Origin of the sequence: Psychrobacillus sp. FSL W7-1457 (assembly GCF_038593405.1) — a bacterium.
Lineage (GTDB): Bacteria > Bacillota > Bacilli > Bacillales_A > Planococcaceae > Psychrobacillus.
Genome location: NZ_CP151993.1, coordinates 3,810,422 through 3,837,068, shown reverse-complemented (window position 1 = coordinate 3,837,068; position 26,647 = coordinate 3,810,422). Strand labels below are relative to the sequence as shown.

Annotated in this window: 24 protein-coding genes; 23 read left to right on the top strand and 1 reads right to left on the bottom strand. The window is 39.4% G+C overall.

Translation table 11 applies throughout. The annotated features are described in order from the left end of the window. Positions 1–84: 84 nt before the first annotated feature. Positions 85–1,575 carry a BCCT family transporter gene (locus NSQ95_RS18915; protein ID WP_342560062.1) on the bottom strand — a complete coding sequence of 497 codons (1,491 nt, stop codon included), beginning with the start codon at positions 1,573–1,575 and terminating at the stop codon, positions 85–87. Positions 1,576–2,039: 464 nt separating this feature from the next. Here NSQ95_RS18915 and NSQ95_RS18910 point away from each other — a divergent pair, with 464 nt between their 5' ends. The 23 genes from NSQ95_RS18910 to gltX all read left to right on the top strand — a co-directional run bounded on the left by NSQ95_RS18910 (position 2,040) and on the right by gltX (position 26,629). Then, a complete protein-coding gene (locus tag NSQ95_RS18910) occupies positions 2,040–2,360 on the top strand; it encodes a hypothetical protein (RefSeq protein ID WP_342560061.1) in 321 nt (106 codons plus the stop codon). A gap of 240 nt (positions 2,361–2,600) precedes the next feature. Next, entirely contained in the window at positions 2,601–3,425 is an 825-nt protein-coding gene (locus NSQ95_RS18905) for a M55 family metallopeptidase (protein WP_342560060.1), read from the top strand. A gap of 13 nt (positions 3,426–3,438) precedes the next feature. After that, positions 3,439–4,374 carry an ABC transporter permease gene (locus NSQ95_RS18900; RefSeq protein ID WP_340881330.1) on the top strand — a complete coding sequence of 312 codons (936 nt, stop codon included), beginning with the start codon at positions 3,439–3,441 and terminating at the stop codon, positions 4,372–4,374. Beyond that, complete coding sequence (locus NSQ95_RS18895; protein ID WP_169359408.1) at positions 4,374–5,321, top strand: ABC transporter permease; 948 nt, start codon at positions 4,374–4,376, stop codon at positions 5,319–5,321. Before NSQ95_RS18900 ends, NSQ95_RS18895 begins: the two co-directional genes overlap by 1 nt. 6 nt (positions 5,322–5,327) lie before the next feature. After that, positions 5,328–6,452, top strand: coding sequence for an ABC transporter ATP-binding protein (locus NSQ95_RS18890; protein WP_340881333.1), 1,125 nt, complete (start codon positions 5,328–5,330; stop codon positions 6,450–6,452). A gap of 56 nt (positions 6,453–6,508) precedes the next feature. Beyond that, complete coding sequence (locus NSQ95_RS18885; protein WP_342560059.1) at positions 6,509–8,167, top strand: peptide ABC transporter substrate-binding protein; 1,659 nt, start codon at positions 6,509–6,511, stop codon at positions 8,165–8,167. Positions 8,168–8,246: 79 nt separating this feature from the next. Beyond that, positions 8,247–9,170 (top strand): LD-carboxypeptidase, encoded by a 924-nt coding sequence (locus NSQ95_RS18880; protein ID WP_340881336.1) that lies wholly within the window; start codon positions 8,247–8,249, stop codon positions 9,168–9,170. A gap of 12 nt (positions 9,171–9,182) precedes the next feature. Beyond that, positions 9,183–10,277 carry a dipeptide epimerase gene (locus tag NSQ95_RS18875; protein WP_340881338.1) on the top strand — a complete coding sequence of 365 codons (1,095 nt, stop codon included), beginning with the start codon at positions 9,183–9,185 and terminating at the stop codon, positions 10,275–10,277. Beyond that, entirely contained in the window at positions 10,274–11,197 is a 924-nt protein-coding gene (locus NSQ95_RS18870) for a C40 family peptidase (protein ID WP_342560058.1), read from the top strand. Before NSQ95_RS18875 ends, NSQ95_RS18870 begins: the two co-directional genes overlap by 4 nt. An 11-nt stretch (positions 11,198–11,208) precedes the next feature. Further along, positions 11,209–12,171: an oligopeptide/dipeptide ABC transporter ATP-binding protein gene (locus NSQ95_RS18865; protein ID WP_340881341.1), complete on the top strand. Its 963-nt coding sequence runs from the start codon at positions 11,209–11,211 to the stop codon at positions 12,169–12,171. Positions 12,172–12,334: 163 nt separating this feature from the next. Continuing rightward, positions 12,335–13,258, top strand: a complete 924-nt coding sequence (locus tag NSQ95_RS18860; RefSeq protein ID WP_340881343.1) for an ABC transporter ATP-binding protein — start codon at positions 12,335–12,337, stop codon at positions 13,256–13,258. Further along, positions 13,236–14,135 (top strand): ABC transporter permease subunit, encoded by a 900-nt coding sequence (locus tag NSQ95_RS18855; RefSeq protein WP_342560057.1) that lies wholly within the window; start codon positions 13,236–13,238, stop codon positions 14,133–14,135. The genes NSQ95_RS18860 and NSQ95_RS18855 overlap by 23 nt, the downstream gene beginning before the upstream one ends. Positions 14,136–14,460: 325 nt before the next feature. Next, the gene (rsgA, locus tag NSQ95_RS18850) at positions 14,461–15,522 is read left to right on the top strand and encodes a ribosome small subunit-dependent GTPase A (RefSeq protein WP_342560832.1); all 1,062 of its coding nucleotides are present in this window, start codon (positions 14,461–14,463) and stop codon (positions 15,520–15,522) included. Positions 15,523–15,533: 11 nt separating this feature from the next. After that, on the top strand, positions 15,534–15,992 hold the full coding sequence (locus NSQ95_RS18845) for a GNAT family N-acetyltransferase (RefSeq protein ID WP_342560056.1): 459 nt from the start codon (positions 15,534–15,536) through the stop codon (positions 15,990–15,992). 166 nt (positions 15,993–16,158) lie between these two features. Next, positions 16,159–16,632, top strand: a complete 474-nt coding sequence (locus tag NSQ95_RS18840; protein ID WP_340881349.1) for a CtsR family transcriptional regulator — start codon at positions 16,159–16,161, stop codon at positions 16,630–16,632. 52 nt (positions 16,633–16,684) lie between these two features. Beyond that, positions 16,685–17,188: a UvrB/UvrC motif-containing protein gene (locus NSQ95_RS18835; RefSeq protein WP_342560055.1), complete on the top strand. Its 504-nt coding sequence runs from the start codon at positions 16,685–16,687 to the stop codon at positions 17,186–17,188. Further along, positions 17,178–18,272: a protein arginine kinase gene (locus tag NSQ95_RS18830; RefSeq protein WP_298474074.1), complete on the top strand. Its 1,095-nt coding sequence runs from the start codon at positions 17,178–17,180 to the stop codon at positions 18,270–18,272. The genes NSQ95_RS18835 and NSQ95_RS18830 overlap by 11 nt, the downstream gene beginning before the upstream one ends. Beyond that, the gene (locus NSQ95_RS18825; RefSeq protein WP_169359396.1) at positions 18,269–20,719 is read left to right on the top strand and encodes an ATP-dependent Clp protease ATP-binding subunit; all 2,451 of its coding nucleotides are present in this window, start codon (positions 18,269–18,271) and stop codon (positions 20,717–20,719) included. The genes NSQ95_RS18830 and NSQ95_RS18825 overlap by 4 nt, the downstream gene beginning before the upstream one ends. Before the next feature lie 373 nt (positions 20,720–21,092). Further along, positions 21,093–22,463: a DNA repair protein RadA gene (gene radA / locus NSQ95_RS18820; protein WP_169359395.1), complete on the top strand. Its 1,371-nt coding sequence runs from the start codon at positions 21,093–21,095 to the stop codon at positions 22,461–22,463. A 224-nt stretch (positions 22,464–22,687) separates the two neighbouring features. Continuing rightward, a complete protein-coding gene (locus tag NSQ95_RS18815) occupies positions 22,688–23,779 on the top strand; it encodes a PIN/TRAM domain-containing protein (protein WP_169359394.1) in 1,092 nt (363 codons plus the stop codon). Positions 23,780–23,845: 66 nt separating this feature from the next. Beyond that, on the top strand, positions 23,846–24,538 hold the full coding sequence (gene ispD / locus NSQ95_RS18810) for a 2-C-methyl-D-erythritol 4-phosphate cytidylyltransferase (RefSeq protein WP_342560054.1): 693 nt from the start codon (positions 23,846–23,848) through the stop codon (positions 24,536–24,538). Position 24,539: 1 nt separating this feature from the next. Continuing rightward, positions 24,540–25,019 carry a 2-C-methyl-D-erythritol 2,4-cyclodiphosphate synthase gene (gene ispF, locus NSQ95_RS18805; RefSeq protein ID WP_342560053.1) on the top strand — a complete coding sequence of 160 codons (480 nt, stop codon included), beginning with the start codon at positions 24,540–24,542 and terminating at the stop codon, positions 25,017–25,019. A gap of 146 nt (positions 25,020–25,165) precedes the next feature. Continuing rightward, entirely contained in the window at positions 25,166–26,629 is a 1,464-nt protein-coding gene (gltX, locus tag NSQ95_RS18800) for a glutamate--tRNA ligase (protein ID WP_342560052.1), read from the top strand. The last annotated feature ends 18 nt before the right edge of the window (positions 26,630–26,647 follow it).

Below are 26,647 nucleotides of genomic sequence, written 5' to 3'. Positions count from 1 at the left end.
ACCAGATCTTTGTATATTATCTCATAATATCCCAATGAAAAATATTAAAACAAAAATGCCAAGGGATTTTCCCTGGCATTTTTGTTATTTTTTTATCTTTACCTTAGTTTCGTCGTTTAATGATTTAAATAATGATATAACCATTACTATCATTATAAATGAGAACGGCAGTGCCGCTATAATAATAGTGTTTTGTAACGCGGTGAGCCCATTGACCGATAGTAATATAAGCGCAATAGTCGATTGGATAACTCCCCATGTAAGCTTGACGCTATTAGGTGGTGTAAGAGAACCATTAGTAGACTGCATACCGAGCACAAATGTGGCAGAATCCGCAGACGTGATAAAGAACGATGCGATTAACAAAATTGCAAACAGAGAAATGATAAAAGAGAATGGCATGGTATTAAACATCTCAAAAATAGTTAGCTCTGTTGAAAGACTTGCTAAATCTGCAATGCCTCTTTTTTGTATATCAATAGCGGTGGTCCCAAAAGATGAGAACCAAATAGCACCTAAAAGAGTAGGCACTACTAATACCCCAATCATAAACTCGCGAATCGTTCTACCTTTAGAAACTCGAGCGATGAACATACTAACAAATGGTGCCCATGATATCCACCAAGCCCAATAAAAGATAGTCCACATATCCAACCATTCTCTATTGCTAGAGTTTAATGGAGCGGTTCTAAAGCTCATTTGAATGATATTTGCTAAATAACCACCAAATGAATCCGTGAACATATTTAAAATTAGTAAAGTTGGTCCTAGAACAATTACAAATAGTAAAAGGGCAAGAGCAAGTATTAAGTTCAGGTTTGAAAGATACTTAATACCTTTGCTCAACCCTGACCATGCAGAGGCCACAAATAAGACAGTAACCACGGCAATAATGATAAATTGTGAAAAGATACCTATTTCAAAACCGAATAAGTAGTTAAGACCTGCGTTAATTTGAACAGCGCCGAAGCCAAGGGAAGTAGCAACTCCAAATGCTGTAGCAAAGACAGCTAGTACATCGACAAGGACGCCCCATGGACCTTCCATTCTTTTGCCGAAGATTGGCTTCAGTGTTGCCGAAATTAACCCCGGTTCCCCTTTACGGAACTGAAAGTAAGCAAGTGTTAAAGCGATAACTCCATACATTGCCCAAACATGTAGTCCCCAATGAAAAAAGGATTGTCTTAAGCTTTCTTTAAATGCAGCATTCGTATTAGGGTCTTCAGTAGCAGGACTAGTTGCGAAGTGAGATAGAGGTTCAGCGGCACCATAAAAGACAAGACCGATTCCCATTCCTGCTGAAAATAGCATGGCTAACCAGGAAATTAAACTGAATTCTGGTCGATCAGTATCCTTACCTAATCGTATCTTCCCGTACGGACTGAAGATAAAAAATATACTAATTAATAACATCATTGACATGAGTAGCATGTAATACCAACCAAATGATGTTGAAACAAACGACTTACCTCGTGTAGTAAGTGCCTCAAAACTTTCCGGAGCCAATGCTCCATAACCGACCGCTAAAATAATAAGGCCGATGGTGATATAAAATACTTTTGAAATATTTTTCATGTTTCCTCCTTTTAGCTCCAACTAAGTCTATTACTATACTAAGATAAAATTGTTTAATCAACCCATATGCCTAGAATAACCGTTTTTTAATATATTCAAACGTTTTTATTAGGTATTTTATACGGTGAAATATATGGAAATAAATCAAAAGAAGCAAATATTACCTATTTTTAATATTATATGGAAAGAGTGATGATAAGTATTTCTTGCTAATCCTGAAAGGATTGAAGAAATCGATACCATTATATTGTATCCTTTAAAGTATGACTCATATTAATTAAAGGTATGCATATACAAGAGTTGAGAATTTAAAAACGTGATTTTAATTTATCCTTGTTTGTTGTGGGTTTTACGTAAAAAGTATTTCGCAAAGTCATTCTTTTTTTTGGGCATTGAGGTGTATGTCTATACCTCCGAAGATTTCTTGCATCTATTATTATTAAGTGCAAGAGGAGGTGAAGAATATGAGTAATCATCATATGTGTCATTCATGTGGAAAGAACATGAGTTGGGGCCAACAATGTGGTTGCAGAAGACAGCTACCAGCAGCTGAGCCAATTATTTGCCCACCGCAATATCGTGTTAGTGATTCTTTCATACCAAGAGTTCAACCAGTCATTCAACCTATTGTAAATGTAAATAGAGAACATATCGTAAATGTTCCACAATTTTACGTTACAGAATCTAATGAAACAGTGGTAGTACCTGAAGCACAAAATGCATACCCTGTTAACAATCAGTTTTCAGGTGGATCCCATCGTGGATTTTTCTCTAGATTTCGTTAATTTTTGAACTATCGCGTTGACTTAACCAAGTTTTGTATATCTTAATCGAATATTGCAAATGCCCTTTATAAAAGGTGCATTTGCTTTTTATTTTCTTTGGTAAGGGAAAAAATGAATTTATTAATTTTTTTTTAATATCCCAAACATCTAGCAAAAACGAGATATTGTAATTTTCCGTAAATTTTGATAAAGTTGGTCTTACTAATAGAAAAATAGAGTTAGAATTTGGGGGAGAATGTATTGAAGCTATTTCTTTCAGTTGATATGGAAGGCATAACCGGTCTGCCGGATTACACATTTGTGGAGTCGAACAAGCATAACTATGAAAGAGCAAGACGCATCATGACGCAAGAAGCCAATGCAATTATAGAAGGGGCACTATCTACTGGAGTCAACGAGGTCCTAGTTAATGACAGCCATTCAAAAATGAATAATCTTTTAGTGGAGGAATTGCATCCAGAAGTCTCTTTAATTACAGGAGATCTTAAGCCTTATTCGATGGTACAGTCATTAGATGAAAGTTACATAGGAGCAGTATTTGCGGGATATCATTCTAGAGCAGGACAACCTGGGGTTATGAGCCATTCCATGATTTTTGGAGTTCGCAATATGTACATCAATGACGTAGAAATAGGAGAGCTTGGACTTAATGCATATGTGGCTGGCTATTACGGGGTTCCTGTCATTATGGTTGCTGGAGATGACGGAGCTTGTCGCGAGGCAGAAGCTCTTATACCTGGCATTGTAACAGCAGCGGTAAAGCAATCTATATCTAGGTCTGCTGTAAAAACATTACACCCTCAAAAATCACAAGCCCTTCTAAAAGAGAAAGTAGCAGAGGCTATTAAAAAAAGAGATCATATTCCACCACTTACACCTCCCGAGCACCCAATATTAAAAATTGAATTTACAAACTACGGACAAGCTGAGTGGGCAGCACTGATGCCTGGCTGTGAAATAATAGAAGGAACAACTATCGTAAAATTTGAAGCAAAAGATATTCTCGAAGCGTATCGTGCGATGCTTGTCATGGTAGAGCTAGCAATGCAAACCAAATTCTGTTAGGAGGAAGCCTGCCGTGACGAAGTATATTATTAAGCGTTTTATGATGATGATAGCAACAATCCTCATCATTGCAACTCTCACATTTGCATTAATGCACACCATACCGGGTTCACCTTTTGATGGAGAAAGAACTTCAAATCCTACTATTCAAGCAAATTTAGAAAAGTTTTATAAGCTTGATCAGCCTATGTACGTGCAATATTTAAACTATTTGAAGTCAATTGTTACATTCGATTTTGGTCCGTCTATTAAAAAGCCAAATGAATCAGTCAATGAACTATTAGCGAGGGGGTTTCCAATTTCCTTTGAGTTAGGAATGGCAACTATCTTAGTTGCTTTATTGTCCGGGGTTCTTTTAGGTACATTGGCCGCCCTCCGGCATAACGGTATTATTGATTATTTGGCTATGACTTTTGCGGTAATTGGTATATCAGTTCCTAACTTTGTTTTAGCCACTTTACTGATTCAGCAAGTGGCGGTAACGTGGGAGTTATTACCGCCAGCCACTTGGAGTAGTCCATTGCATATGATTCTTCCAACTCTAGCATTGGCCACGGGACCTACAGCTATAATCGCTCGTTTAACTAGATCCAGCATGCTAGAAGTATTGACACAGGATTATATCAAAATGGCAAGAGCTAAAGGACTTTCTCCAGCTAGAATTGTTTTTCGTCATGCCTTAAGAAATGCCTTAATGCCAGTAGTAACCATTATGGGTACGATGCTTGCAGGTATTCTAACAGGTACCTTCGTAATAGAACGCATTTTTGCCATTCCAGGAATGGGGAAATACTTTGTAGAAAGCATTAATAATCGTGATTATCCAGTTATCATGGGAACGACAGTCTTTTATAGTGCATTCCTAGTATTTATGCTGTTCTTAGTAGACATTGTCTACGGCATATTAGATCCACGTATCAAATTACATCGTAAAGAGGGGGATGCTTAATGGTTAAAACACAAGAGACTGTATCCCCAGTAGAAATAAAGGATGAATGGTTTCGTCCAAAAGTAAAAGAAGAGGGAGAAGCCGAATCAGTTGTGAGACCTTCTTTGTCCTATTGGAAGGATGCTTGGAGACGGCTAAAGAAAAATAAGCTTGCAATGGGAGGACTGCTCTTTTTAGTTCTTCTCACCCTGTTTGCCATATTTGGTCCGATCTTTTCACCATATGATATGGATGAAGTAAATTATCCAATGCAAAACCAAGGTCCATCAGCTGAGCATTGGTTCGGTACGGATGAGGCAGGTCGAGATGTTTTTACAAGAACATGGTACGGTGCTAGAGTTTCGTTATTTGTAGGGGTAATGGCTGCATTAATTGATTTCTTTATTGGAATTATTTATGGAGGCTTTAGCGGTTACAAGGGCGGCAGAGCAGATGCGATCATGATGCGCATTATTGAAGTACTTTATGGTCTACCTCATTTATTGGTAGTTATTTTATTGATGGTTGTTATGGGTCCAAGTCTAACAACCATTATAGTGGCGTTAACTGTAACTGGCTGGGTAGGTATGGCTAGGATTGTACGAGGCCAGGTATTACAAATTAAAAACTATGAATTTGTAACTGCATCCAAATCCTTTGGTGCAAAAAGCTCTAGAATCATACGGAAAAACTTATTGCCTAATACGATGGGTCCTATTATTGTACAAATGACTCTTACTGTACCGAGTGCGATATTTGCTGAGGCATTTCTTAGTTTTTTAGGACTAGGAGTATCTGCACCCGCTGCCAGCTGGGGTGTAATGGCAAATGATGCCTTGCCGGTAATTTTATCTGGCCATTGGTGGAGGTTGTTTTTCCCTGCATTCTTTATCTCTGTGACAATGTTTGCATTTAATGTATTAGGAGATGGCTTACAGGATGCACTTGATCCAAAGCTTAGGAGGTAAGAATGGATGAATGAACATCAATTAGATCATGCAAAGGAACTTGCTCGAGGGAAAGTAGATGAAGTAGCTGCATCCTTACAATCGGGTGACTCTTTAGCTAGGCCTAGCGGTAAGAAAGCAAAAAAGAAAATAACTGATGAAAAAATATTACAGGTTAATAACCTACAAGTTTCATTTAAAACGTATGGGGGAGAGGTAGAAGCAGTCAGGGGAGTCAACTTTGATTTATATAAAGGTGAAACGTTAGCAATCGTTGGTGAATCTGGCTGTGGAAAGAGTGTGACCTCCAATGCCATCATGGGGTTGATACCGGAGCCAGCAGGCATGATTAAGAATGGAAGTATCTTATTTAAAAACAAAGAGCTTACGAAGCTAAGTAAATCTGAACTCAGAAAGATCCAAGGTATTGATGTATCCATGATTTTTCAAGATCCTATGACCGCCTTAAACCCTACCCTGACTATAGGGGAGCAGTTAACGGAAGGTTTGAGGACACATAAGAAGGTTGGCAAACAAGAGGCTAGGCTAAAGGCAATCGAAATGCTAAACCTGGTAGGCATCCCGAATCCTTCGGAAAGATTAAAACAGTATCCTCACCAATTCTCTGGTGGGATGAGACAGCGTATCGTAATCGCCATTGCTTTAATCTGCGATCCAGAACTGCTTATAGCAGATGAACCTACCACTGCCTTAGACGTAACAATACAAGCACAAATATTGGAGCTCTTTGAAGAAATTCAAAGGAAAACCGATATTTCAATTATTTTAATTACTCATGACCTAGGGGTAGTAGCAAAGATAGCTGATCGCATCGCTGTGATGTATGCAGGTAAAATCGTGGAGATAGGGGATAAAAGAGAAATTTTTTACACTCCACAGCATCCTTATACTCAAGGGCTTCTAAACTCAGTTCCACGTTTGGATTTAATGGATGAGGAGTTGCAGCCAATTGATGGAACACCACCTGACCTTTTCTCGCCTCCTACTGGCTGTCCATTTACTGCACGATGCAAGTTTGCCATGGAAGTATGTGATCATGTGTATCCATTTACAAGTAAGCTATCAGATGCCCATAAGGTAGATTGCTGGCTCCAGGATGACAGAGCAAAGGTTTTACAATTACAAAAGTAAAAGGGATGAGAGCGCGCAAGTGCATTCACATATACAATACAGAGGGGGAAACTAGGATGAAAAAATGGCTTTCATTATTAATTATGGCTTTGTTTGTTCTTGTGTTAAGCGCGTGTACAGCCAATGAAGAGGCTGGGAAGACACCGACCGAGACTGAGCCGACGACAACAAAGACGGACGAGGGTAAAGAGGAAGCTGCTCCAGAGGCAGAAAAAGTACTTAAGCTAAATAATGGCAATGAGCCAACGTCATTTGATCCATCGGTAGGGTTTGATGCAGTATCATGGAGCGCGTTAAACAACCTTATGGAGGGTCTAGTAAGATTAAACAAAGACCACCAAGCTGAAGAGGCTACAGCGGAGAAAATTGAAATATCAGAGGATGGGTTAACGTATACTTTTACGATTCGTGAAAATGCAAAATGGTCTAATGGAGACCCTGTTGTAGCAGGAGATTTTGTTTATGGATGGTTGCATATGTTAAATCCAGAAACTGCTTCTCCAGCAGCATTCTTGGCATATTTTATTGAAGGGGCAGAGGCTTACAACAATGGAGAAGGAACAGCTGATGCAGTAGCGATTAAAGCTGTTAGTGAGAAAGTATTTGAAGTTAAACTTGCTGCTCCAACTGAAGCGTTTTTAAATATTATCACGAACCCAAGCTTCTTCCCGGTAAACGAGAAGGTAGCTACAGAAAATCCGGAATGGTTTACAGAAGCAGAATCATTTGTTGGGAATGGTCCTTTTAAATTGGCTAGCTGGGATCATGATGTAAGCTTCACTTTTGAGAAAAACGAAAGTTATTGGGATGCTGAAACTGTGAAGTTAGACAAAGTCGAGTGGGCAATGATTGATGATTCGAATACAGAATATCAAATGTACTCTACAGGTGATTTAGATGTATCTGGTGTTCCAGCAGAGCTTTCAGACAAATTGATGAATGATCCGGAGTTAAAAAACGAAGACCAAGCCGGTCTATATTTCTTCCGATATAACGTTTCTACAGAACCATTTACAAACAAAAAAATTCGCCAAGCTTTTGGTATGGCTGTTGACCAACAACAAATTGTAGAGTACGTTACAAAAAATGGCGAGAAACCAGCAGAAGGGTTTGTTCCATACGGATTTATCGGTCCTGATGGCAAGGAATTTAGAGAGACTGCTGGAAAGCTAATACAGCATGATGCGGAAAAAGCAAAAGCACTTTTAGCAGAAGGCATGAAAGAAGAAGGTTACACTGAACTACCTCAAGTAACCTTAACTTATTCAACAAGTGACACTCACAAGAAAATTGCAGAGGCACTTCAAAGTAAATTTAAGGAAGTTCTAGGAGTAGAAATAGCACTTCAAAATGTAGAGGCTAGCGTATTTGCTTCAGAACAAAAAGAGTTCAAATACATGTTATCACGCTCTTCCTTCTTATTTGACTATGCTGATCCTGTAAACGCATTAGAAAGCTTTATTACTGGTTCTTCTATGAATCGTACTACTTGGTCTAGTCCAGAGTTCGATAAAATGATTGCTGATATTAAAAATGAAACAGATGAGCAAAAACGTTGGGATATGCTAATAGAGGCTGACAAATTCTTAATGGAAGAAATGCCTGTTATTCCAATCCACTATTACAACCAAGTAACACTGGAGAAATCGAATGTTAAAGGTATTGTAAGGCATCCAGTTGGATACATGGATTTAAAATGGGCAGATAAGGAATAAAAGCATTTATTCCCAAACAAAAGATGCGGCACTTTTGCAAGTGCCGCCCTTTTCTTTAAAAACAAAGGAGATTATACATATGAAAATAAAACCAAATAGATTGAAAAAAGGGGATACAATTGGAATTATTGCTCCAGCTAGTCCTCCTAACTTAGATCAACTGAAACGCTCCCTGTCGTTTTTAGAGGAATTAGGATTATCTTATAGAATGGGAAAAAGTGTAGAGCAAGTTAACGGGTATTTAGCGGGCACAGACGAAGAGCGACTAGAGGATTTACATGAGATGTTCGCAGACCCTAACATCAATGGAATAATTTGTGCTGGCGGAGGATACGGTACTGCAAGGTATGCAGACCAAATCGATTATCAATTAATGAATGAAAATCCGAAAATTTTTTGGGGTTATTCAGACATCACTTATTTACATAGTGCAATGAATTTATATTCGGATATTGTCACATTCCATGGTCCCATGTTAGCTTCAGACGTGGGTAAAAGTACATTTAATGAGCTATCCAAAAAAATGTTTTATCAGCTGTTTCAGCCAATAGAGTTACACTACACAGAGGATATATCTCCTTTATCCATAGTTGCTCCTGGGGTAGCCCGAGGGGAGCTAGTTGGTGGAAATCTCTCTCTTCTTGCAAGCGGAATAGGGACCAAATATGAAGTGGATACCAATCGTAAGCTTCTGCTAATAGAGGACATTGGAGAAGAGCCATATAAGGTAGATGGAATGCTAAATCAACTACGTTTAGCTGGCAAGCTAGATGCCGCTGCTGGATTCGTCATTGGAGACTTCTGTGATGCGGAGCCAAGGAGAGGTAAAAAATCTCTCACAATGGATGAGGTTTTTGATCATTACTTAGGGAACTTAGGTAAACCAGCAGTAAAAGGTTTTCTTATTGGACACTGTCAGCCTCACTTTGCGATTCCATTAGGAGTAGACGGTATGTTAAATACAGAGAACTTAACGTTATCTATATTACCAGGTGTAGAGTAGGAGGAAGATAGGGTGAAAATACAAGCTATTGAAACGTTTTATGTTGCTGTTCCACTGACCAAACCTTTCAAAACAGCATTACGTACAGTTACCACTGCTTTTTCCATTGTCGTGAAGGTAACCTCTGATGAAGGAAAGGTAGGTTACGGAGAGGCACCTCCTACTCATGTGATCACTGGTGAGTCATTAGAAAGTATCCAATACGCGATAAACGAAATTATTTCTCCGCAGCTAATCGGACTTTCTTTACTAGAAAAGGAGATAATTTTTCAGAAGCTCCATAAAGCACTTGTCAGAAATACGAGTGCAAAAGCTGCAGTTGACATGGCAATCTTTGACCTTTTGGGTCAATATGCTGAGCTACCACTTTATCAATATTTAGGAGGCTATCGAAATTGCCTTACAACCGATTTTACTGTGAGTGTCAATGCACCAGCTGAGATGGCAGAGGACGCTGAGCGCTACGTAAGAGAAGGCTTTCAAATACTGAAAGTAAAGGTTGGAATAGGTACGATACAAGATGATATTGAACGTATTGAGGCTATTAGGAAGCGAGTAGGAAAAGATATTAAAATAAGGCTCGATGCCAATCAGGGATGGAATGCAAAAGAAGCCGTCCGTGCTATAGGTACTATGGAAGATGCTGGGCTTAATATTGAGTTTGTCGAGCAGCCTGTACCTGCAGAGGATTTAGAAGGCTTAAAATACGTAACTGAACGAACAGCAACCCCTATTATGGCAGATGAGAGTGTTTTCTCAATTTATGATGCTAAGCGTGTATTAGAAATGCGGGCTGCAGACTTAATTAATATTAAATTAATGAAATCTGGTGGCATTTATCAGGCATTAAAAATTAATACATTGGCAGAGGCAAATGGTATCACCTGTATGGTAGGGAGTATGATTGAAACTAAAATAGGTATAACAGCGGCAGCTCATTTGGCAGCGAGTCAGTCTAATATCCTTTTTTATGATTTTGATGCCCCTTTAATGTTGGCGGAGGACATTGTTACAGGCGGAATCGTCTACCAAGCTAGCACGATGACCTTTTCGAAATCCTATGGGCTAGGCATTGCAAGCGTTAAAATAGGGGAGGGACAAAAATGACAGTAGAAAAAAGTTATTGGGCTTGTGCAGTAAAGGTTGCGACGGTCTGGACAGAGCCAGCATCAGCTCGAGAAGTAGATTGTCCTGGAATATCCAATCCTGTACAGCTTGTTGAATGGCTAGAAGCTCTGCCATACAAGGAGCGACTAGCCCTTTGTGATGAGAACCGTGTTCAAACTCAGCTTCTTTACGGAGAGCCAGTTATAGTGGACGAGATAAAGGACGATTGGGCAAAAATAATTGCAGTCTGGCAGCCCTCTAAAAAAGACGAAAGAGGCTATCCGGGTTGGGTGCCATTGGCTCAATTGAAAGAAATAGTAGAGGTAGAAAACAAAGGAATTGTTCGAGTAAAGGGTACAAGAACCCAGTTATGGGATACGGAAGAAAAACCATTACTGATTCTACCTTTTAATACAATTCTACCTGTTCTAGCGGAAACGGATGATTTCTATAAGGTTCGAGCGCCACATGGAGAAGGGCTGCTCCGAAAAGAAAATGTACAATATGCTACATCTAAGGAACAATTACCAAGACTCCCACTAGAGGAAACTGTGAGGCTGGGGGAAGCCTACTTAGACTTACCATATCTATGGGGAGGGATGTCTCCATATGGCTTTGATTGCTCAGGATTTTCATACAACATGTTAAAGGCGTGTGGCTATTTTATCCCACGCGATGCAAGTGATCAGGCGATAGAAGGAATAGAGGTCTCTATGGATGAACCTTCTTCATGGAAAAAGGGAGACTTGCTATTTTTTGCAAATGACGAAGGCGCAGGCTCAGTTCGTCATGTTGGATTTTACTATGGGAATGGTCAATTATTACATTCACCTTCAACAGGAAAGTCAGTGGAAATTTTAGTATTAGAAGGCTCCAAGCTACAAAAAGAGATATGTGCTGTGAGAAGATATGCCGTTTAGGGGGGAAAGATATGACGGAGAATGTACTATTATCTGTAAAGGATTTAAAGAGACATTTTGATATTGGTCAAGGCAGCACTTTAAAGGCAGTGGATGGGATTAGCTTTGATATTCTCAAGGGAGAAACATTTGGATTAGTAGGGGAATCGGGCTGTGGCAAATCTACCGCTGGACGTACTATCCTAGGTCTGTATAACCGTACTGATGGAGATGTTCTATTCGAACAAAAGAATGTACATGAAATGAATGATAAAGAACGTAAAGATTATTTGAAGAAAATGCAAATGATTTTCCAAGATCCCTACGCATCTCTAAATCCTAGGTCCACCGTCCTCGAAATTATTGCAGAGCCTATCGAAATTCATAAATTATATAGCTCTAAAAAAGAGATTAGAGAAAGAGTTTACGAGCTGTTAGAAGATGTCGGACTAAATCGAGATCATGCTAATAGGTACCCACATGAATTCTCAGGCGGACAAAGACAACGTATAGGAATTGCGCGAGCCCTGGCATTAGATCCGGAATTTATCATAGCAGATGAGCCAATATCTGCATTGGACGTTTCTGTACAAGCTCAAGTAGTAAAATTATTACAGCGTCTTCAAAAGGAAAAAGGGTTAACCTACTTATTTATTGCTCATGATCTATCTATGGTTAAATATATTTCTGATCGTATTGGTGTAATGTATTTAGGGCATATGGTTGAACTAACAACAAGTAGTCAGCTTTATGAAAGCCCATTACATCCTTATACTCAGGCATTGTTGTCGGCTATTCCAATTCCAGACCCTGATATTGAGGAATCCCGTCAACGGATTATCTTACAGGGCGAGCTACCAAGTCCGATCAATCCACCTTCAGGTTGTGTATTCCGGACAAGATGTCCTCACGCGATGTCTATATGTGCAGAGAAAAAGCCGATTTGGCAAGAGCAGGAACCAGGCCATTTTGTTGCCTGTCATCTTTATAATTGATATGTGATTACACCAGTCTGATTGAAATGGATTGGTGTTTTTTTATTTTGATTTATAGCTGCGTAGAAGGAAAACAAATTAAATTAGATTTTTATAGAACTTATTCAAATTTGAGACGTATAAGTTAATAGAGATAAAATTAGAGATAAGGAAGGTGAGTTAATTGGAACAAAAAACAATAGTACGGTTACAAAATCTTTCTAAAGTAATCGGGACAAAGAAAATTATCGACGACCTGACATTAGACTTGTATTCTGGGCAAATAACTGGATTCCTAGGGCCGAATGGAGCAGGGAAAACAACAACTATACGAATGATGACTGGTCTTATGAAGCCAACATCAGGTGAGGTTTTTATAGAAGGAAAGCCTCTGTCTGAGGATTTTGAGGAGTCCATGAGTAAGGTAGGGGTAATTGTAGAAAACCCTGAAATGTATAAATACATGAGCGGGTATAAAAATTTAGTTCATTTTGCAAGAATGAATAAGAATATAACAAAAGAGCGCATTGAGGAAGTAATTGCTCAGGTGGGACTTCAGAAGCGTATTCATGAAAAGGTATCTACTTATTCATTAGGAATGAGACAGCGTCTTGGCCTAGCACAGGCAATTTTACATAAGCCTAAATTTCTAATTTTAGATGAGCCTACTAACGGTTTAGATCCTGCAGGGATTCGGGAATTCCGTACGTACTTAAAAAAGATTGCCGTAGAAGATGGTGTAGCTATCTTTGTATCAAGCCACCTACTAGCAGAGATAGAATTAATGTGTGATCGGATTGCTGTTATTCAAAACGGAAAGCTTTTATCTATTCAAGAAGTAAATGAACAGCAGAAATCTTATTATTACATCGAAGCATCTGAAAAAGAGAAAGTAGTAGATTTCTTTAAACATAAAGAGATTACAATGGAGACTCAAGGAAGCGGTTTTGTAATCCCACTTAATAAAGAGGAAGTGCCTGCATTAGTTGCAGAGATGATTGCGAATGGGCTACAAATCTATTCCGTCACTCCAAATAGAAAAACATTAGAAGATCAATTCTTAGAAATTACAGGAGGTGGACAAATTGCTGAATCTCGTACGAAATGAGTGGTTAAAACTATGGAGTAAAAAAGCAACCTGGATAATGGCTATATTGCTCGTGTTGGTAATGCTTGCTTCCGCTGGTTTTGTTAAATGGATGAATTCCTTGGAAGTAGGACAGGACGATTCAGGAGAAACTATAACAGTGAGTCAGATGACGGCCGTTGCAGAGGAACCTGAGATAACTAAGTATAGAATGGATAATGAACTGCCACCAATTATTGATGACAGTGCACAAGGCTTTATCACTGGTCTTCCTAGTATGATGTCTGTTGTTACTCTACTTACAGTAGTCGTTGCCGGTGGTATTGTAGCTTCTGAGTTTTCTCAAGGAACGATTAAAATGTTATTAACAAGACCAGTAAAACGTTGGAAAATTCTAACGTCTAAACTTTTAACGGTTGGTTTATTTGCAGTAGCAATGACTGGTATTCTTCTTATTTCGGGCACCATTTTAGGATATATATTCTTTGATAATGTACCAGGAACCCAGTTAGAGCTAGTGGACGGAGCTGTTGTAGAAGTTTCCTTCTGGGGTAGGTTAATGCTATTAACTGCTCTAGCTTTAATTAATGTACTTGTGATTGGTATGTTAGCCTTTATGATTGGCTCTGTTTTCCGTTCTAGCTCATTGGCAATAGGGATATCCATTTTCTTAATGTTTACAGGAGTACAAGTTACAGGAGTTCTTGCGGCGCTGAAAATCGAGGCTTCGAAATATATTTTATTTGCTAATACAAATTTGGGGCAATACATTGGCGCAAATGATCCCTCAATAGAGGGAATGACTATGGCCTTCTCTATTGTCGTAATCCTTATTTACCTTGCAGTTTTCCTAGTGACAAGCTACTGGTCATTTACAAAACGTGATGTAACGGCGTAATTGCCTATTGCATATTTCAAAAACTTGTAGTATTCTGAATTTAACTTAAAGAAAGAGGTGAGGCATTATGGCTATTGTATATAATTCGATTCGAATCAGTAAGTTCATGATGTCTCACCCTGTTATTTTTAAAATGTAGGCGGAATAGGTATTAGTTTGATTGTACACAGACAATCGAGCTTATTTCTTCATACTTTTTGAAATTTCTTTACTAATGAACGGGAGACCATGATTGCTGATTCGAGCAATCATGGTTTTTTTGTTGCCCAGTAATTCGCCTAAAAAAATGGCGACTCAAATATTTTAATGGGAAAATTAGGAGGAAATTGAATTGAATTTAATCGAACAGTATGGATGGAATAATAAATGGGAAGAAAAGATGTCAAACGATGGGTTGGTAGGTCGAGTTTTACTCGAGCATAAGCATTCTTATCGAGTAATTACGAATGAAGGTGAATGGCTTTGCTCTCTTTCGGGTAGGTTTAAATTTGATCACAATCGAGAAGCCTATCCAGCAGTAGGAGATTGGGTGGTTTTAGAGCAGATGCCCGGAGAAGATAAAGGTATTATTCAACAGGTTCTACCGAGACAATCCCAATTCTCAAGAAAAGTGGCAGGTACAACAACAGAAATTCAATTGGTAGCAGTGAATGTAGACTATGTATTTTTAGTGATGTCACTCAACCATGATTTTAATGTAAGAAGGTTAGAGCGCTACCTACTTGCAGCTTGGGACTCCGGTGCTACACCTGTCGTGGTGCTAACGAAAAAAGATGCTTGTGAACAGGTGGATTATTTCATCAGTGAAGTCGAAACGATTGCATTCGGAGTAGACGTTTTCACAGTATCTAGTGTTACTGGAGAAGGTATAGAAGACTTAGCTGCTCTCCTGGTCAACGGGAAAACGGGTGCATTACTAGGTTCTTCAGGCGTAGGAAAATCCTCTTTAATCAATGCTCTATCTGGTGAGGATGTAATGGAGGTTAGCGATATTCGAGCTGATGACAGTAAAGGGCGTCATACAACCACTCATAGAGAGCTTTCCTTGTTACCTGGAGGGGGACTATTAATTGATACCCCGGGAATGAGAGAGTTCCAGCTCTGGGATTCTAGCGAGGGTATTAGCAACAGTTTTCAGGATATTGAAGAACTTGCTATCGACTGTCGATTTAGAGACTGTCAGCATAAAAAAGAGCCGGGTTGCGCCATTCAAGAAGCCATTCAAACTGGTTTGCTAAAAGAGGATCGATATGTAAGCTATGTGAAATTATTGCGTGAGCTTGCCCATATCGAGCGAAAAAACAACTTAGCTGCTCAAAAAACAGAACGGGATAAATGGAAGCAAGTATCGAAGATCCAAAAAACTAATAAGAGAAGAAAAATTTAATAGAGGTGTGTATGATTCGATTAATTGATCACCAAAAACATTCTGTAGCAGAGGAAATGCTCGAAATACAGCTTCCGGCTTACCGCAAGGAAGCAGAAATTATCGGTTTTGAAGGCATACCACAGCTTAAGGAAACAATCGAGGATATTAAAGTATCTAAAGAGATTTTTATAGGAAAGTATAATAAGGAGAACCTACTTGGTTTTATCTCCTATGAATATGAGGGAGACGTACTAAACATTTGTAGGTTAGTTGTCCACCCAAATTATTTTAGAAAGGGAATAGCTTCTGAGTTGTTACACCATGTTGTAAGTGCAACTCCTAAAACTGTGAGTATAACAGTTACTACCGGAGCAAAAAATATACCAGCTCTTAATTTGTATGAAAGACATCACTTTTTCAAAGTACAGGATATTGAGGTAGAGCCAACAATTTTTATTACACGGCTTAAATACAATTCACAAATATAAGAATATAAGTTTTCATTTTGATACACCCTAAAACTACTGACAATAAATGTTGGTAGTTTTTTTGTTTCTTTTATGCTAGGCAAATCAATTGCACAACCAAAACATTCATTATATAATATAGTCAAAGATAGTCAAAGTCAGTTTTTGTGAGAAGAGGTGAGAGAAGATGAAAAATATATCTGACATTATTGAAGGTTATTTGAAGGCAATTATCGAACAAGAAAGTAGAGGGCAAATTGAAATCAAAAGAAGCGAGATCGCAGAAAAATTTCAATGTGTACCCTCACAAATAAATTATGTAATAAACACCCGATTCACACTGGATCGTGGATATTTGGTGGAAAGTAAACGTGGTGGTGGTGGGTATATTCGAATTCTCCGCGTTCGAGCCCACACAAAAGCTGAATTAATTGAGCATATAATACAAAGTCTGGAAGCAGGAGCATCTGCATCCACTACAGAGGATATTGTTTTTCGTTTATTGGATGAAGATGTTATTACTAAAAGAGAGGCAAAGATAATTTTAGCAGCTCTAGACAGAACAACTTTAGCCATCCCACTACCAGCAAGAGATGAGCTACGAGCACGTATACTATGTGCCATGCTTTTAACACTAAAATACGAAAAAAGTGAAAATTGAACGGGGTGTTGATAAGGTGATTTGTGAAAATTGTAAACAACGGCCAGCTAAAGTGACGGTTACACAAGTGCATAACGGAGAACACTTTGAAAGACATTATTGTGAGGTCTGTGCCAATAGCCTCCACCCGTTTTATGTTGAATACAAACAAGACCCATTATCTCTTCATCAGCTTCTATCTAATTGGTTTAACCAAGCAGATCAGATAGTTCAACAAAAACAACAAAAAACACTTGAATGTGATGAATGTGGTTGGTCTATTGAGAGATTTCTAGAAGAAGGTAAGTTTGGATGCGCTTCATGTTACGAAAGTTTCCGTCCTCATTTACCTCAAGCCCTAAAACGTCTACACAATGGCAACACTACACATATTGGAAAAGCACCAGGGCGACTTGGTGAAAAAATAGCTTTAAAGAAACGAATTGAAGCAATTAGGGCTCAAATGAAGCAGGCAGTTGAGCAAGAGCAATTTGAAGATGCGGCGAAGTTAAGAGATGAAGTAAAAGTACTTGAACAGCAACTTGCCGGAGGAGGTGACGCTTCACATGTCGATTGAGAACTTTTTAGATAATTCCAGATCTAGTTGGATGGAAGGAGAAGGAGAACATTCTGACATCGTGATGAGCACCAGAATTCGCTTGGCGAGAAACCTAAATGGTTTTCGCTTCCCTCTAGCATTTACAGAGGACGAAGCGCATAAAATTGACCAATCTGTATCCTCCACACTGCTAGATGCAGATGAAGAATTACAGAAAAATTTTACATCTGTGCACATTAAAGATGTATCTGAGCTAGGGCGTCAAGTCTTGGTTGAAAAACATTTAATAAGTCCTAAGCTCGCAAATTCACCAAATACGGGATCGGTCCTTTTATCAGAAGATGAGTCTGTTAGTGTCATGGTGAATGAAGAGGACCATATTCGAATTCAATGCCTATTTCCAGGACTCCAAATCCAACAAGCTTACGAACGGGCAGATACAATAGATCGTTTATTAGAAAAGGAATTACCATATGCATTTGACGAACAGTTTGGTTATTTGACAAGCTGCCCTACAAACACTGGAACAGGACTTAGAGCATCTGTCATGATGCACTTACCTGCTTTAACAAAAACAAAGCAAATGAATCGAATCGTAACCATTATTTCTCGGCTTGGTATGGTCGTAAGAGGAATATATGGAGAGGGTAGTGAAGCGCTCGGCAATGTTTATCAGGTATCAAATCAAACGACACTTGGTAAGACTGAGGAAGATATACTTGCTGATCTTCAAAGTATAGCAGAACAAATTATTCAAAAAGAAAGAGAAGCAAGAGACGCACTTTTACAGCACTCCCCAAATACATTGGAGGATCGTCTTTACCGTTCGCTAGGAACCTTATCCTATGCTCGTCTAATGACCACAGAGGAGGCGGCAAGATGTCTGTCTGATGTGCGTTTAGGAATAGATATTGGACTTATTAAGGATATAGATATGTCCATCCTAAATGAATGTATGATCTTTATGCAGCCTGGTTTTTTACAAAAGTACGCTGGCACAACTTTAAATGCCACGGAGCGTGACATGTTTCGAGCTAAGCTGTTAAGGGAACGTTTGCAAAAAGGAGAAAAAGATAATACAAAAGGAGAGGAACCTGCATGATGTTTAATCGATTTACGCAAAGATCGCAAAAAGTTTTACAATTAGCTCAAGAAGAGGCTATTCGTTTAAAGCATGAATCTATTGGAACAGAACATATTTTACTTGGTCTTATCCGTGAGGGTAGCGGAATTGCCGCAAAAGCATTAGAAGCAATCGAAGTAGATCCTAAAGTAATAGAGGCAGGGATCGAGGAACTGGTTGGAACTGGGGCAGAGGAAGTTGGTCCAATCGTTCACTATACGCCTCGTGCTAAGAAAGTCATTGAGCTTTCAGTAGATGAATCGAGAAAACTAGGTCACTCTTACATTGGAACAGAACATTTACTTCTTGCTTTAATCCGTGAAGGAGAAGGAGTAGCTGCAAGAGTATTGAACAATGCAGGTGTAAGCTTGAACAAGGCGCGTCAGCAAGTGCTTCAATTATTAGGAAGTTCCGATCAATCTCATAGCAATAGTAATAACAACGGAGTCGCTCCTGCTAGTACACCGACATTAGACGGATTAGCACGCGACTTAACACAAATTGCAAGAGAAGGTACGCTAGATCCTGTAATAGGGCGTAGCAAGGAAATCACACGTGTTATTGAAATATTAGCTCGTCGTACGAAAAATAATCCGGTCCTAATTGGCGAGCCTGGTGTAGGTAAGACTGCTATTGCAGAAGGTCTTGCACAACAAATCGTACAAAATGAGGTTCCTGAAATTTTAAGAGATAAACGTGTAATGACTTTAGATATGGGTACTGTTGTAGCGGGTACTAAATATCGTGGTGAATTTGAAGATCGTCTGAAAAAAGTAATGGATGAAATTCGCCAAGCAGGAAATGTTATTCTTTTCATTGATGAACTTCATACCTTAATCGGTGCAGGTGGAGCAGAGGGGGCAATTGATGCTTCTAATATCTTGAAACCGGCACTGGCTCGAGGAGAAATTCAATGTATAGGTGCTACTACATTAGACGAATATCGCAAATACATTGAAAAAGATGCTGCGCTTGAACGTCGTTTCCAACCAATCCAAGTTGATGAGCCTTCTTCTGAGGAAGCTGTACAAATTATTTATGGGTTACGCGATCGTTATGAAGCACATCACCGTGTGAAAATTACGGATGAAGCAGTAGAAGCGGCAGTTAAAATGTCTGATCGTTACATTTCAGATCGTTTCTTGCCTGATAAAGCAATAGATTTAATTGATGAGGCAGGTTCTAAGGTTCGCCTTCGCTCCTATACAACTCCTCCTAATTTAAAAGAATTAGAAACGAAGCTAGAGGCTGTTCGCTCTGAGAAAAATGCAGCTGTGCAAAGCCAGGAATTTGAGAAGGCAGCTTCTTTCCGAGATAAAGAACAAAAGATTAAAGATAAATTAGAAACTATGAAAAATACTTGGAAAGAAAAACAAGGAAAAGAAGAGTCAGAGGTTACAGTCGAGGATATCGCTGCTGTAGTTTCGATGTGGACTGGAATTCCTGTTTCCAAGTTAGCTCAAACAGAGTCCGAGAAGTTGTTAAAGCTGGAGGATAAATTACATGAACGTGTAATCGGACAAAAAGAAGCGGTAGATGCTATTTCTCGTGCTATTCGACGAGCTCGAGCAGGCTTAAAAGATCCGAAGCGACCAATTGGTTCATTTATCTTCTTAGGACCTACAGGAGTAGGTAAAACGGAGTTAGCTCGTGCTTTAGCAGAGGTAATGTTTGGAGACGAGGACGCGATGATCCGAGTAGACATGTCTGAGTACATGGAAAAACATTCTACTTCTCGTTTAGTAGGTTCACCTCCGGGGTATGTTGGCTTTGATGATGGTGGTCAGTTGACTGAAAAAGTTCGTCGTAAACCGTATTCTGTTATTTTATTAGATGAAATTGAAAAAGCACATCCAGACGTATTCAATATACTTTTACAAGTATTAGAGGATGGTCGATTAACTGATTCGAAAGGTCGCACAGTCGACTTCCGCAATACAGTAGTGATTATGACATCTAATGTTGGAGCAGATGCACTTAAGTACAATAAACATGTAGGGTTTAACTTACAAGAAGCTGGAAAAACGGATTATAAAGATATGAAAGGAAAAATGCTGGAAGAATTGAAAAAAGCATTCCGTCCTGAATTCTTAAACCGTTTAGATGAAATGATTGTATTCCACTCATTAGAGAAGGAACACTTAAAACAAATTGTGACATTAATGACAGAGCAGCTAGCGAAGCGTTTAAAAGAACAAGGAATAGAGCTAGTACTTACTGAAGCTGCTCAAGATAAAATTACTACAGAAGGCTACGATCCAACATATGGAGCACGTCCGTTGCGCCGTGCATTACAAAAGCATGTGGAAGATCGTCTTTCAGAGGAACTGTTAAAAGGTGAAGTCTTAACGGGTCAGCGTGTAGTATTTGATGTAGAAAATGACGAATTTGTTGTTCGAACAACAGAGCCTGTCACAGAAAGTTAATAATATAGGCATTCCGAGATCACCGGAATGCCTTTTTTTACATAGCTTTGCAACATAGGGACATACGCTTTTCGAGATGTCTAGCTTCATCGCCTTGCCCCTCGGGTCAAATGGAAAAATACTGCTCCTGCGCGAGCTCGTCGCAAACAAAAGCGTTTGCGGTGGCTGAAGAACTGCCTCCTCGCATTTCCCCATTTGCCTGTCGGGGCAGAACAGGCGATTGCGCTTTTAAAGATGTCTAGCTTCATCGCCTTGCCCCTCGGGTCAAATGGAAAAATACTGCGGTGGCTGAAGACCTGCCTCGTCGCATTTCCCCATTTGCCTGTCGGGGCAAAACAGGCGATTACGCTTTTCTTATTTATAGGAGGATTATATGGCAAAAAAGAAAACGAAATTTATGTGTAACTCATGTGGCTATGAGGCTGCGAAATGGATGGGTAGATGTCCAGGGTGTGGAGAATGGAACACGATGGTGGAAGAGGTAGAGGTTGTTTCTAAGGGGCCTAGACATTCTTTTCAGCATTCCTCTGGAGTCACTCAAAAAGCAACGCCCATTATATCTATTGAAACGATCGATGAGCCTCGTGTACAGACGGATTTAGTAGAATTGAATCGGGTCTTAGGTGGAGGAATTGTGCCAGGCTCCCTAGTTTTAATTGGGGGAGATCCAGGTATAGGTAAATCAACGCTTCTTTTACAAGTTTCTGCACTTCTTGCGAATAAGGGAGAAAGAGTCCTCTACATTTCTGGAGAAGAATCCATCCGCCAGACGAAACTCCGAGCAGAACGTCTAGGAGTTACTTCAAACGAACTTTATATCTATTCGGAAACTAATCTAGAGCTGATAAATGAAACAATCGATCAAGTAAGTCCGCGTTTTGTAATCGTGGATTCTATACAAACTGTGCATCACCCAGAAGTAACGAGTGCACCAGGTAGCGTGTCTCAAGTACGTGAAAGTACTGCTGAGCTGATGCGTATCGCGAAGACTAAAAATATTGCGATCTTTTTAGTTGGTCATGTAACTAAGGAAGGGCAAATCGCCGGGCCAAGGATTCTCGAGCATATGGTAGATACGGTTTTATATTTTGAGGGTGAGCGTCATCACAATCATCGTATATTGCGTTCGCAAAAAAATAGATTTGGGTCGACTAATGAGATTGCTATTTTTGAAATGGTACAACAGGGCCTAAAGGAAGTACTGAATCCTTCTGAGTTATTTTTGCAGGAGCGTTCTCATGGAGCAGCAGGCTCTGCAATCGTCGCGTCTATGGAAGGTACAAGACCGATCTTAGTAGAGATTCAAGCGCTAGTCACACAGTCGAGCTTTAACTATCCAAAAAGAATGGCTACTGGGATTGACCAAAATAGAATTTCCTTGTTGATGGCAGTGCTAGAAAAACGCATGGGACTGCTACTTCAAACGCAAGACGCCTATATAAAAGTTGCCGGTGGAGTAAAATTAGACGAACCTGCCATCGATTTAGCCGTCCTAGTAAGTATTGTCTCTAGTTTTAGAGATATAGGTGTTGCTTCAACTGACTGTTTTATAGGAGAAGTCGGATTAACTGGTGAGGTAAGGCGAGTTTCGAGGATTGAACAAAGAGTGCAAGAGGCTGCAAAGCTCGGCTTTAAACGAGCAATCATCCCAGCATCGAATATGGGAGGCTGGGACTATCCAAAGGGACTTCAGGTCATTGGTGTAGAATCAGTAAATGAAGTGATGAAGGAAGCTTTTTCTTAACTGACTAGTAGGACAAACTACTCGAGGTAATAGGAGAGAAGATACGGTGGTGGGAAACTGCCACCTGCTTTCTAAAATACGTATACTTCTGAGTGGTAATGTAAACTATGTATAAGTAAACTTTTGATACTAGTATTGCTGCATAGGTTAGCCTTACTCATACGTCAAAATAGGCATAGAGCCATAAAAGGAAGTATAATAAAATTTAAACGGAGGTGGAATATTTGTTAAAGTGGATTATTCAAATTGCTTTTGTATTAATAGGTGGTACATTAGGGTTGCTATTCTTACCGCACTTATATGAACTGATTAATTTATCCAACAACTCTTTTATTAACAATGTATATGTTTCTGTATTGATCGGAGCAATCATGCTGTATGTAGCTGCGCTATTTTTAACAGATTATTTAATTCATTTCATTAAATGGATGGAGGAAAGACTGTTAAAGGCACCCATTGGTGATTTGTTGTTTGGGACGTTAGGGATGGTCATCGGTTTAATCGTAGCCTTCTTTTTAGGGTCAGCGGTGTCGAGTATTGAATTTCCAGTCATTCGGTCTGTTGCTCCAGTTCTATTGACCATTATTTTAGGGTATTTAGGATTCCAAGTAGGTTATAAAAAGAGAGATGAATTACTACATGTGTTCACTCCCTCTTCTAAGCTCCCTGCATTGAAGAAAAAAACAGCAGAGGAAGAAGAACAGGCCCTACCATTGGGTACTTACAAGCTCTTGGACACAAGTGTGATCATTGATGGAAGAATAGCTGATATTTCTGAAACCGGCTTTATGGAAGGGGTGCTAGTTGTCCCTCAATTTGTGCTAACGGAGCTTCAGCATATTGCAGATTCTTCCGATACACTTAAACGGACAAGAGGTCGCCGAGGCTTAGATGTTCTAAACAAATTAAAGGATGAAAGAAGCACTGCGGTTTTAATAGTGGAAGAAGACTTCGAGGATGTTCAAGAAGTTGATTTAAAACTGATGCGTCTAGCTAAAAAAATGGGCGGCATAGTAGTAACAAATGATTTTAACCTAAATAAGGTGTGTGAGTTGCATCAGGTTCGTGTATTGAATATTAATGATTTAGCAAATGCCGTTAAACCGGTAGTTATTCCCGGGGAAATAATGCATGTAGTTGTGATTAAAGATGGTAAAGAGCATAATCAAGGGGTAGCTTATTTAGACGATGGGACGATGATTGTTGTAGAAGGCGGTAAAGCTTATATCGGACAAGCTATTAATGTGGAAGTGACGAGTGTTCTCCAAACATCAGCAGGACGAATGATCTTTGCGAAACCCCAAGAAACTAAATAAGTAGGAGGGGGTGTTTCCTTTGTGGAGCATACCCTTTTTCTTTGTAATATAGGAGGTGCGTAATTAATGTTGTATACAGTAATCTTACCTGCCGCGGGAAGTGGCAAAAGGATGGGAGCAGGTCACAACAAACTTTTTATCGAATTAAGTAATATACCAGTTTTAATACATACGCTTAGAGTTTTTGAACAAGACCCTGACTGTGCTCATATTGTTTTAGCGATAAAAAAAGAAGAAAAATCATATATAGAACAGCTGCTTCAGCAATATTCCATCCAAAAGGTGTCAGCCATTGTAGAAGGTGGGTCTGAAAGGCAGCATAGTGTGTATGCGGGCTTGAAGGCTAGTCCTGCTAAAGGAATTGTATTGGTGCATGATGCTGCTAGACCATTCGTTCAGCAGGAAGTCATTCATCAGTTAGTCCAAGCTGCTGATCAATTCGGCGCAGCAGTTGCGGCAGTACGTGCAAAGGATACGATGAAAAAGGTTCACAATGGTATAATACAGGAAACGGTTGATCGAGAGAGCCTTTGGATTATCCAAACACCTCAAGCTTTTCAATATGACGTATTGGAAAAAGCCGAAAGAATCGCAGAGCAGGAATCCTTTTTAGGGACAGACGAGGCTATGCTAGTAGAGAAGCAAGGTGGAAATGTTCACATCGTGGAGAGTACCTATGATAACGTAAAGGTAACCACTCAAGAGGACTTATTGTTAGGGGAAGTAATTTTAAATAAACGAAAGCAGGAGGATAAATAAATTGTTAAGAATAGGACAAGGCTTTGATGTACATGAATTTGCAGACAACCGCCCATTAATCATAGGCGGGATAACGATTCCTTATGAAAGAGGTTTAATCGGTCACTCGGATGCAGATGTGTTACTCCATACCATTACAGATGCAGCGCTAGGAGCAATTGGAGAAGGAGATATTGGGAGACATTTCCCTGATACGGATCCTGACTTTAAAGATGCAGATTCGGCGAAATTGCTCGAGTATATTTGGAAGCTAGTAGATGCAAAAGGCTATAAACTTGGAAATGTAGATTGCACGATAATAGCTCAGATGCCTAAAATGGCCCCGTACATAGAGCAAATCCGCTCAAAGGTAGCAGAGCTTCTGCAAGCTGATGTCTCTCAGGTCAATGTAAAGGCAACGACTACTGAAAAGCTAGGGTTTACTGGGCGTGGGGAAGGGATTGCTTCGATGGCGACGATCCTTTTAATGAAAAAAGACTAACTTTAAAAATACTACACGCAGTGGTAGAATAGATAAAGTTTACTACTAAAACGTGACAGGCAATAATTGTGTTGTCTATAAACAAATTAATTCCACTTTCCAGATAAAGGTTTAATTTAGACGTAAGATAATTAGGAGGATTTATAATGACAAAAGAAGTTCGCGTACGCTATGCACCAAGTCCTACAGGAAATCTCCATATTGGAGGGGCACGTACTGCATTATTCAATTATTTATATGCTCGCCACCATAACGGAAAATTTATCGTTCGTATTGAGGATACAGATATCGAGCGAAACATTGAAGGCGGAGAATTATCGCAGCTGGACAACTTAAAGTGGTTAGGAATGGAATACGATGAGTCCGTAGATATCGGTGGACCTTATGAACCTTATCGCCAAATGGAACGTTTAGATATTTACACAAAGTATGCCGAAGAAATGCTAGAAAAAGGCCATGCTTATAAATGTTTCTGTTCTTCAGAGGAACTAGAGGCTGACCGTGAACAACAAAAAGAAAAAGGTGTCGCTGCTCCGATGTATAACGGAAAATGCAGACATTTATCGAAAGAAGAAGTTCAAGAGAAGGAAAATGCAGGCATACCTTACACGATTCGTATGCGTGTGCCTGAAAACGTAACGTATACATTTGATGATCTAGTTCGCGGAACTGTGTCCTTTGAATCCAAAGACGTTGGTGACTGGGTTCTTGTCAAAGCAAATGGCATTCCAACGTATAACTACGCAGTAGTATTAGATGATCACTTAATGGAGATTACGCATGTATTCCGAGGTGAAGAGCATTTATCAAATACTCCAAAACAGTTAATGGTATTTGACGTTTTTGGCTGGGAATATCCTAAGTACGGGCACATGACGTTAATCATCAACGAAAGCCGTAAAAAATTATCTAAACGTGATGAATCAATCATACAATTTGTAGCACAATATAAAGACCTAGGGTATCTTCCAGAAGCAATGTTCAACTTCTTTGCTCTATTAGGCTGGTCTCCTGAAGGGGAAGAAGAAATCTTCTCTAAAGAGGAATTCATTAAACAATTTGATGTAGCTCGTCTTTCAAAATCACCATCAATGTTCGATAAGCAAAAACTAACTTGGATGAACAATCAATACATTAAGCAACTTCCACTAGAAAAAGTAGTAGAGCTTGCGTTGCCACATCTACAAAAAGAAGGGCTTCTTCCAGAGGAATTATCTGAGGAGCAGCAAGTATGGGCTACAAATTTAATAGGACTTTACCATGATCAAATGAGCTTTGGAGCAGAAATTATTGAGTTGTCATCATTGTTCTTTAACGACGATGTTGCATATAATGAAGAAGCTCTTGAAGTATTGACTGGTGAACAAGTACCAGAGGTTATGGCTGCCTTTAAAGCACAGTTAGAGGCTCTAGAAACATTTGAACCAGCAGAAATTAAAGCATCGATTAAAGCAGTACAAAAGGAAACTGGCCATAAGGGGAAAAACCTATTTATGCCTATCCGTGTCGTAACTACTGGCCAGACACATGGTCCGGAATTAGCTGATGCAATTAGCTTAATCGGAAAAGAAAAAGTAATTGCTAGAGTTTCCAAATACGCTAAACAATAAAATTGACTTTTCCACTGC

Excerpts from the sequence above, each read along its gene's own strand:
- NSQ95_RS18915 (WP_342560062.1), bottom strand. The coding sequence starts at position 1,575 with ATGAAAAATATTTCAAAAGTATTTTATATCACCATCGGCCTTATTATT.
- NSQ95_RS18910 (WP_342560061.1), top strand. The coding sequence starts at position 2,040 with ATGAGTAATCATCATATGTGTCATTCATGTGGAAAGAACATGAGTTGG.
- NSQ95_RS18895 (WP_169359408.1), top strand. The coding sequence starts at position 4,374 with ATGGTTAAAACACAAGAGACTGTATCCCCAGTAGAAATAAAGGATGAA.
- NSQ95_RS18890 (WP_340881333.1), top strand. The coding sequence starts at position 5,328 with ATGAATGAACATCAATTAGATCATGCAAAGGAACTTGCTCGAGGGAAA.
- NSQ95_RS18885 (WP_342560059.1), top strand. The coding sequence starts at position 6,509 with ATGAAAAAATGGCTTTCATTATTAATTATGGCTTTGTTTGTTCTTGTG.
- NSQ95_RS18880 (WP_340881336.1), top strand. The coding sequence starts at position 8,247 with ATGAAAATAAAACCAAATAGATTGAAAAAAGGGGATACAATTGGAATT.
- NSQ95_RS18870 (WP_342560058.1), top strand. The coding sequence starts at position 10,274 with ATGACAGTAGAAAAAAGTTATTGGGCTTGTGCAGTAAAGGTTGCGACG.
- NSQ95_RS18865 (WP_340881341.1), top strand. The coding sequence starts at position 11,209 with ATGACGGAGAATGTACTATTATCTGTAAAGGATTTAAAGAGACATTTT.
- NSQ95_RS18845 (WP_342560056.1), top strand. The coding sequence starts at position 15,534 with ATGATTCGATTAATTGATCACCAAAAACATTCTGTAGCAGAGGAAATG.
- NSQ95_RS18840 (WP_340881349.1), top strand. The coding sequence starts at position 16,159 with ATGAAAAATATATCTGACATTATTGAAGGTTATTTGAAGGCAATTATC.
- NSQ95_RS18830 (WP_298474074.1), top strand. The coding sequence starts at position 17,178 with ATGTCGATTGAGAACTTTTTAGATAATTCCAGATCTAGTTGGATGGAA.
- NSQ95_RS18825 (WP_169359396.1), top strand. The coding sequence starts at position 18,269 with ATGATGTTTAATCGATTTACGCAAAGATCGCAAAAAGTTTTACAATTA.
- radA (WP_169359395.1), top strand. The coding sequence starts at position 21,093 with ATGGCAAAAAAGAAAACGAAATTTATGTGTAACTCATGTGGCTATGAG.
- ispD (WP_342560054.1), top strand. The coding sequence starts at position 23,846 with ATGTTGTATACAGTAATCTTACCTGCCGCGGGAAGTGGCAAAAGGATG.
- gltX (WP_342560052.1), top strand. The coding sequence starts at position 25,166 with ATGACAAAAGAAGTTCGCGTACGCTATGCACCAAGTCCTACAGGAAAT.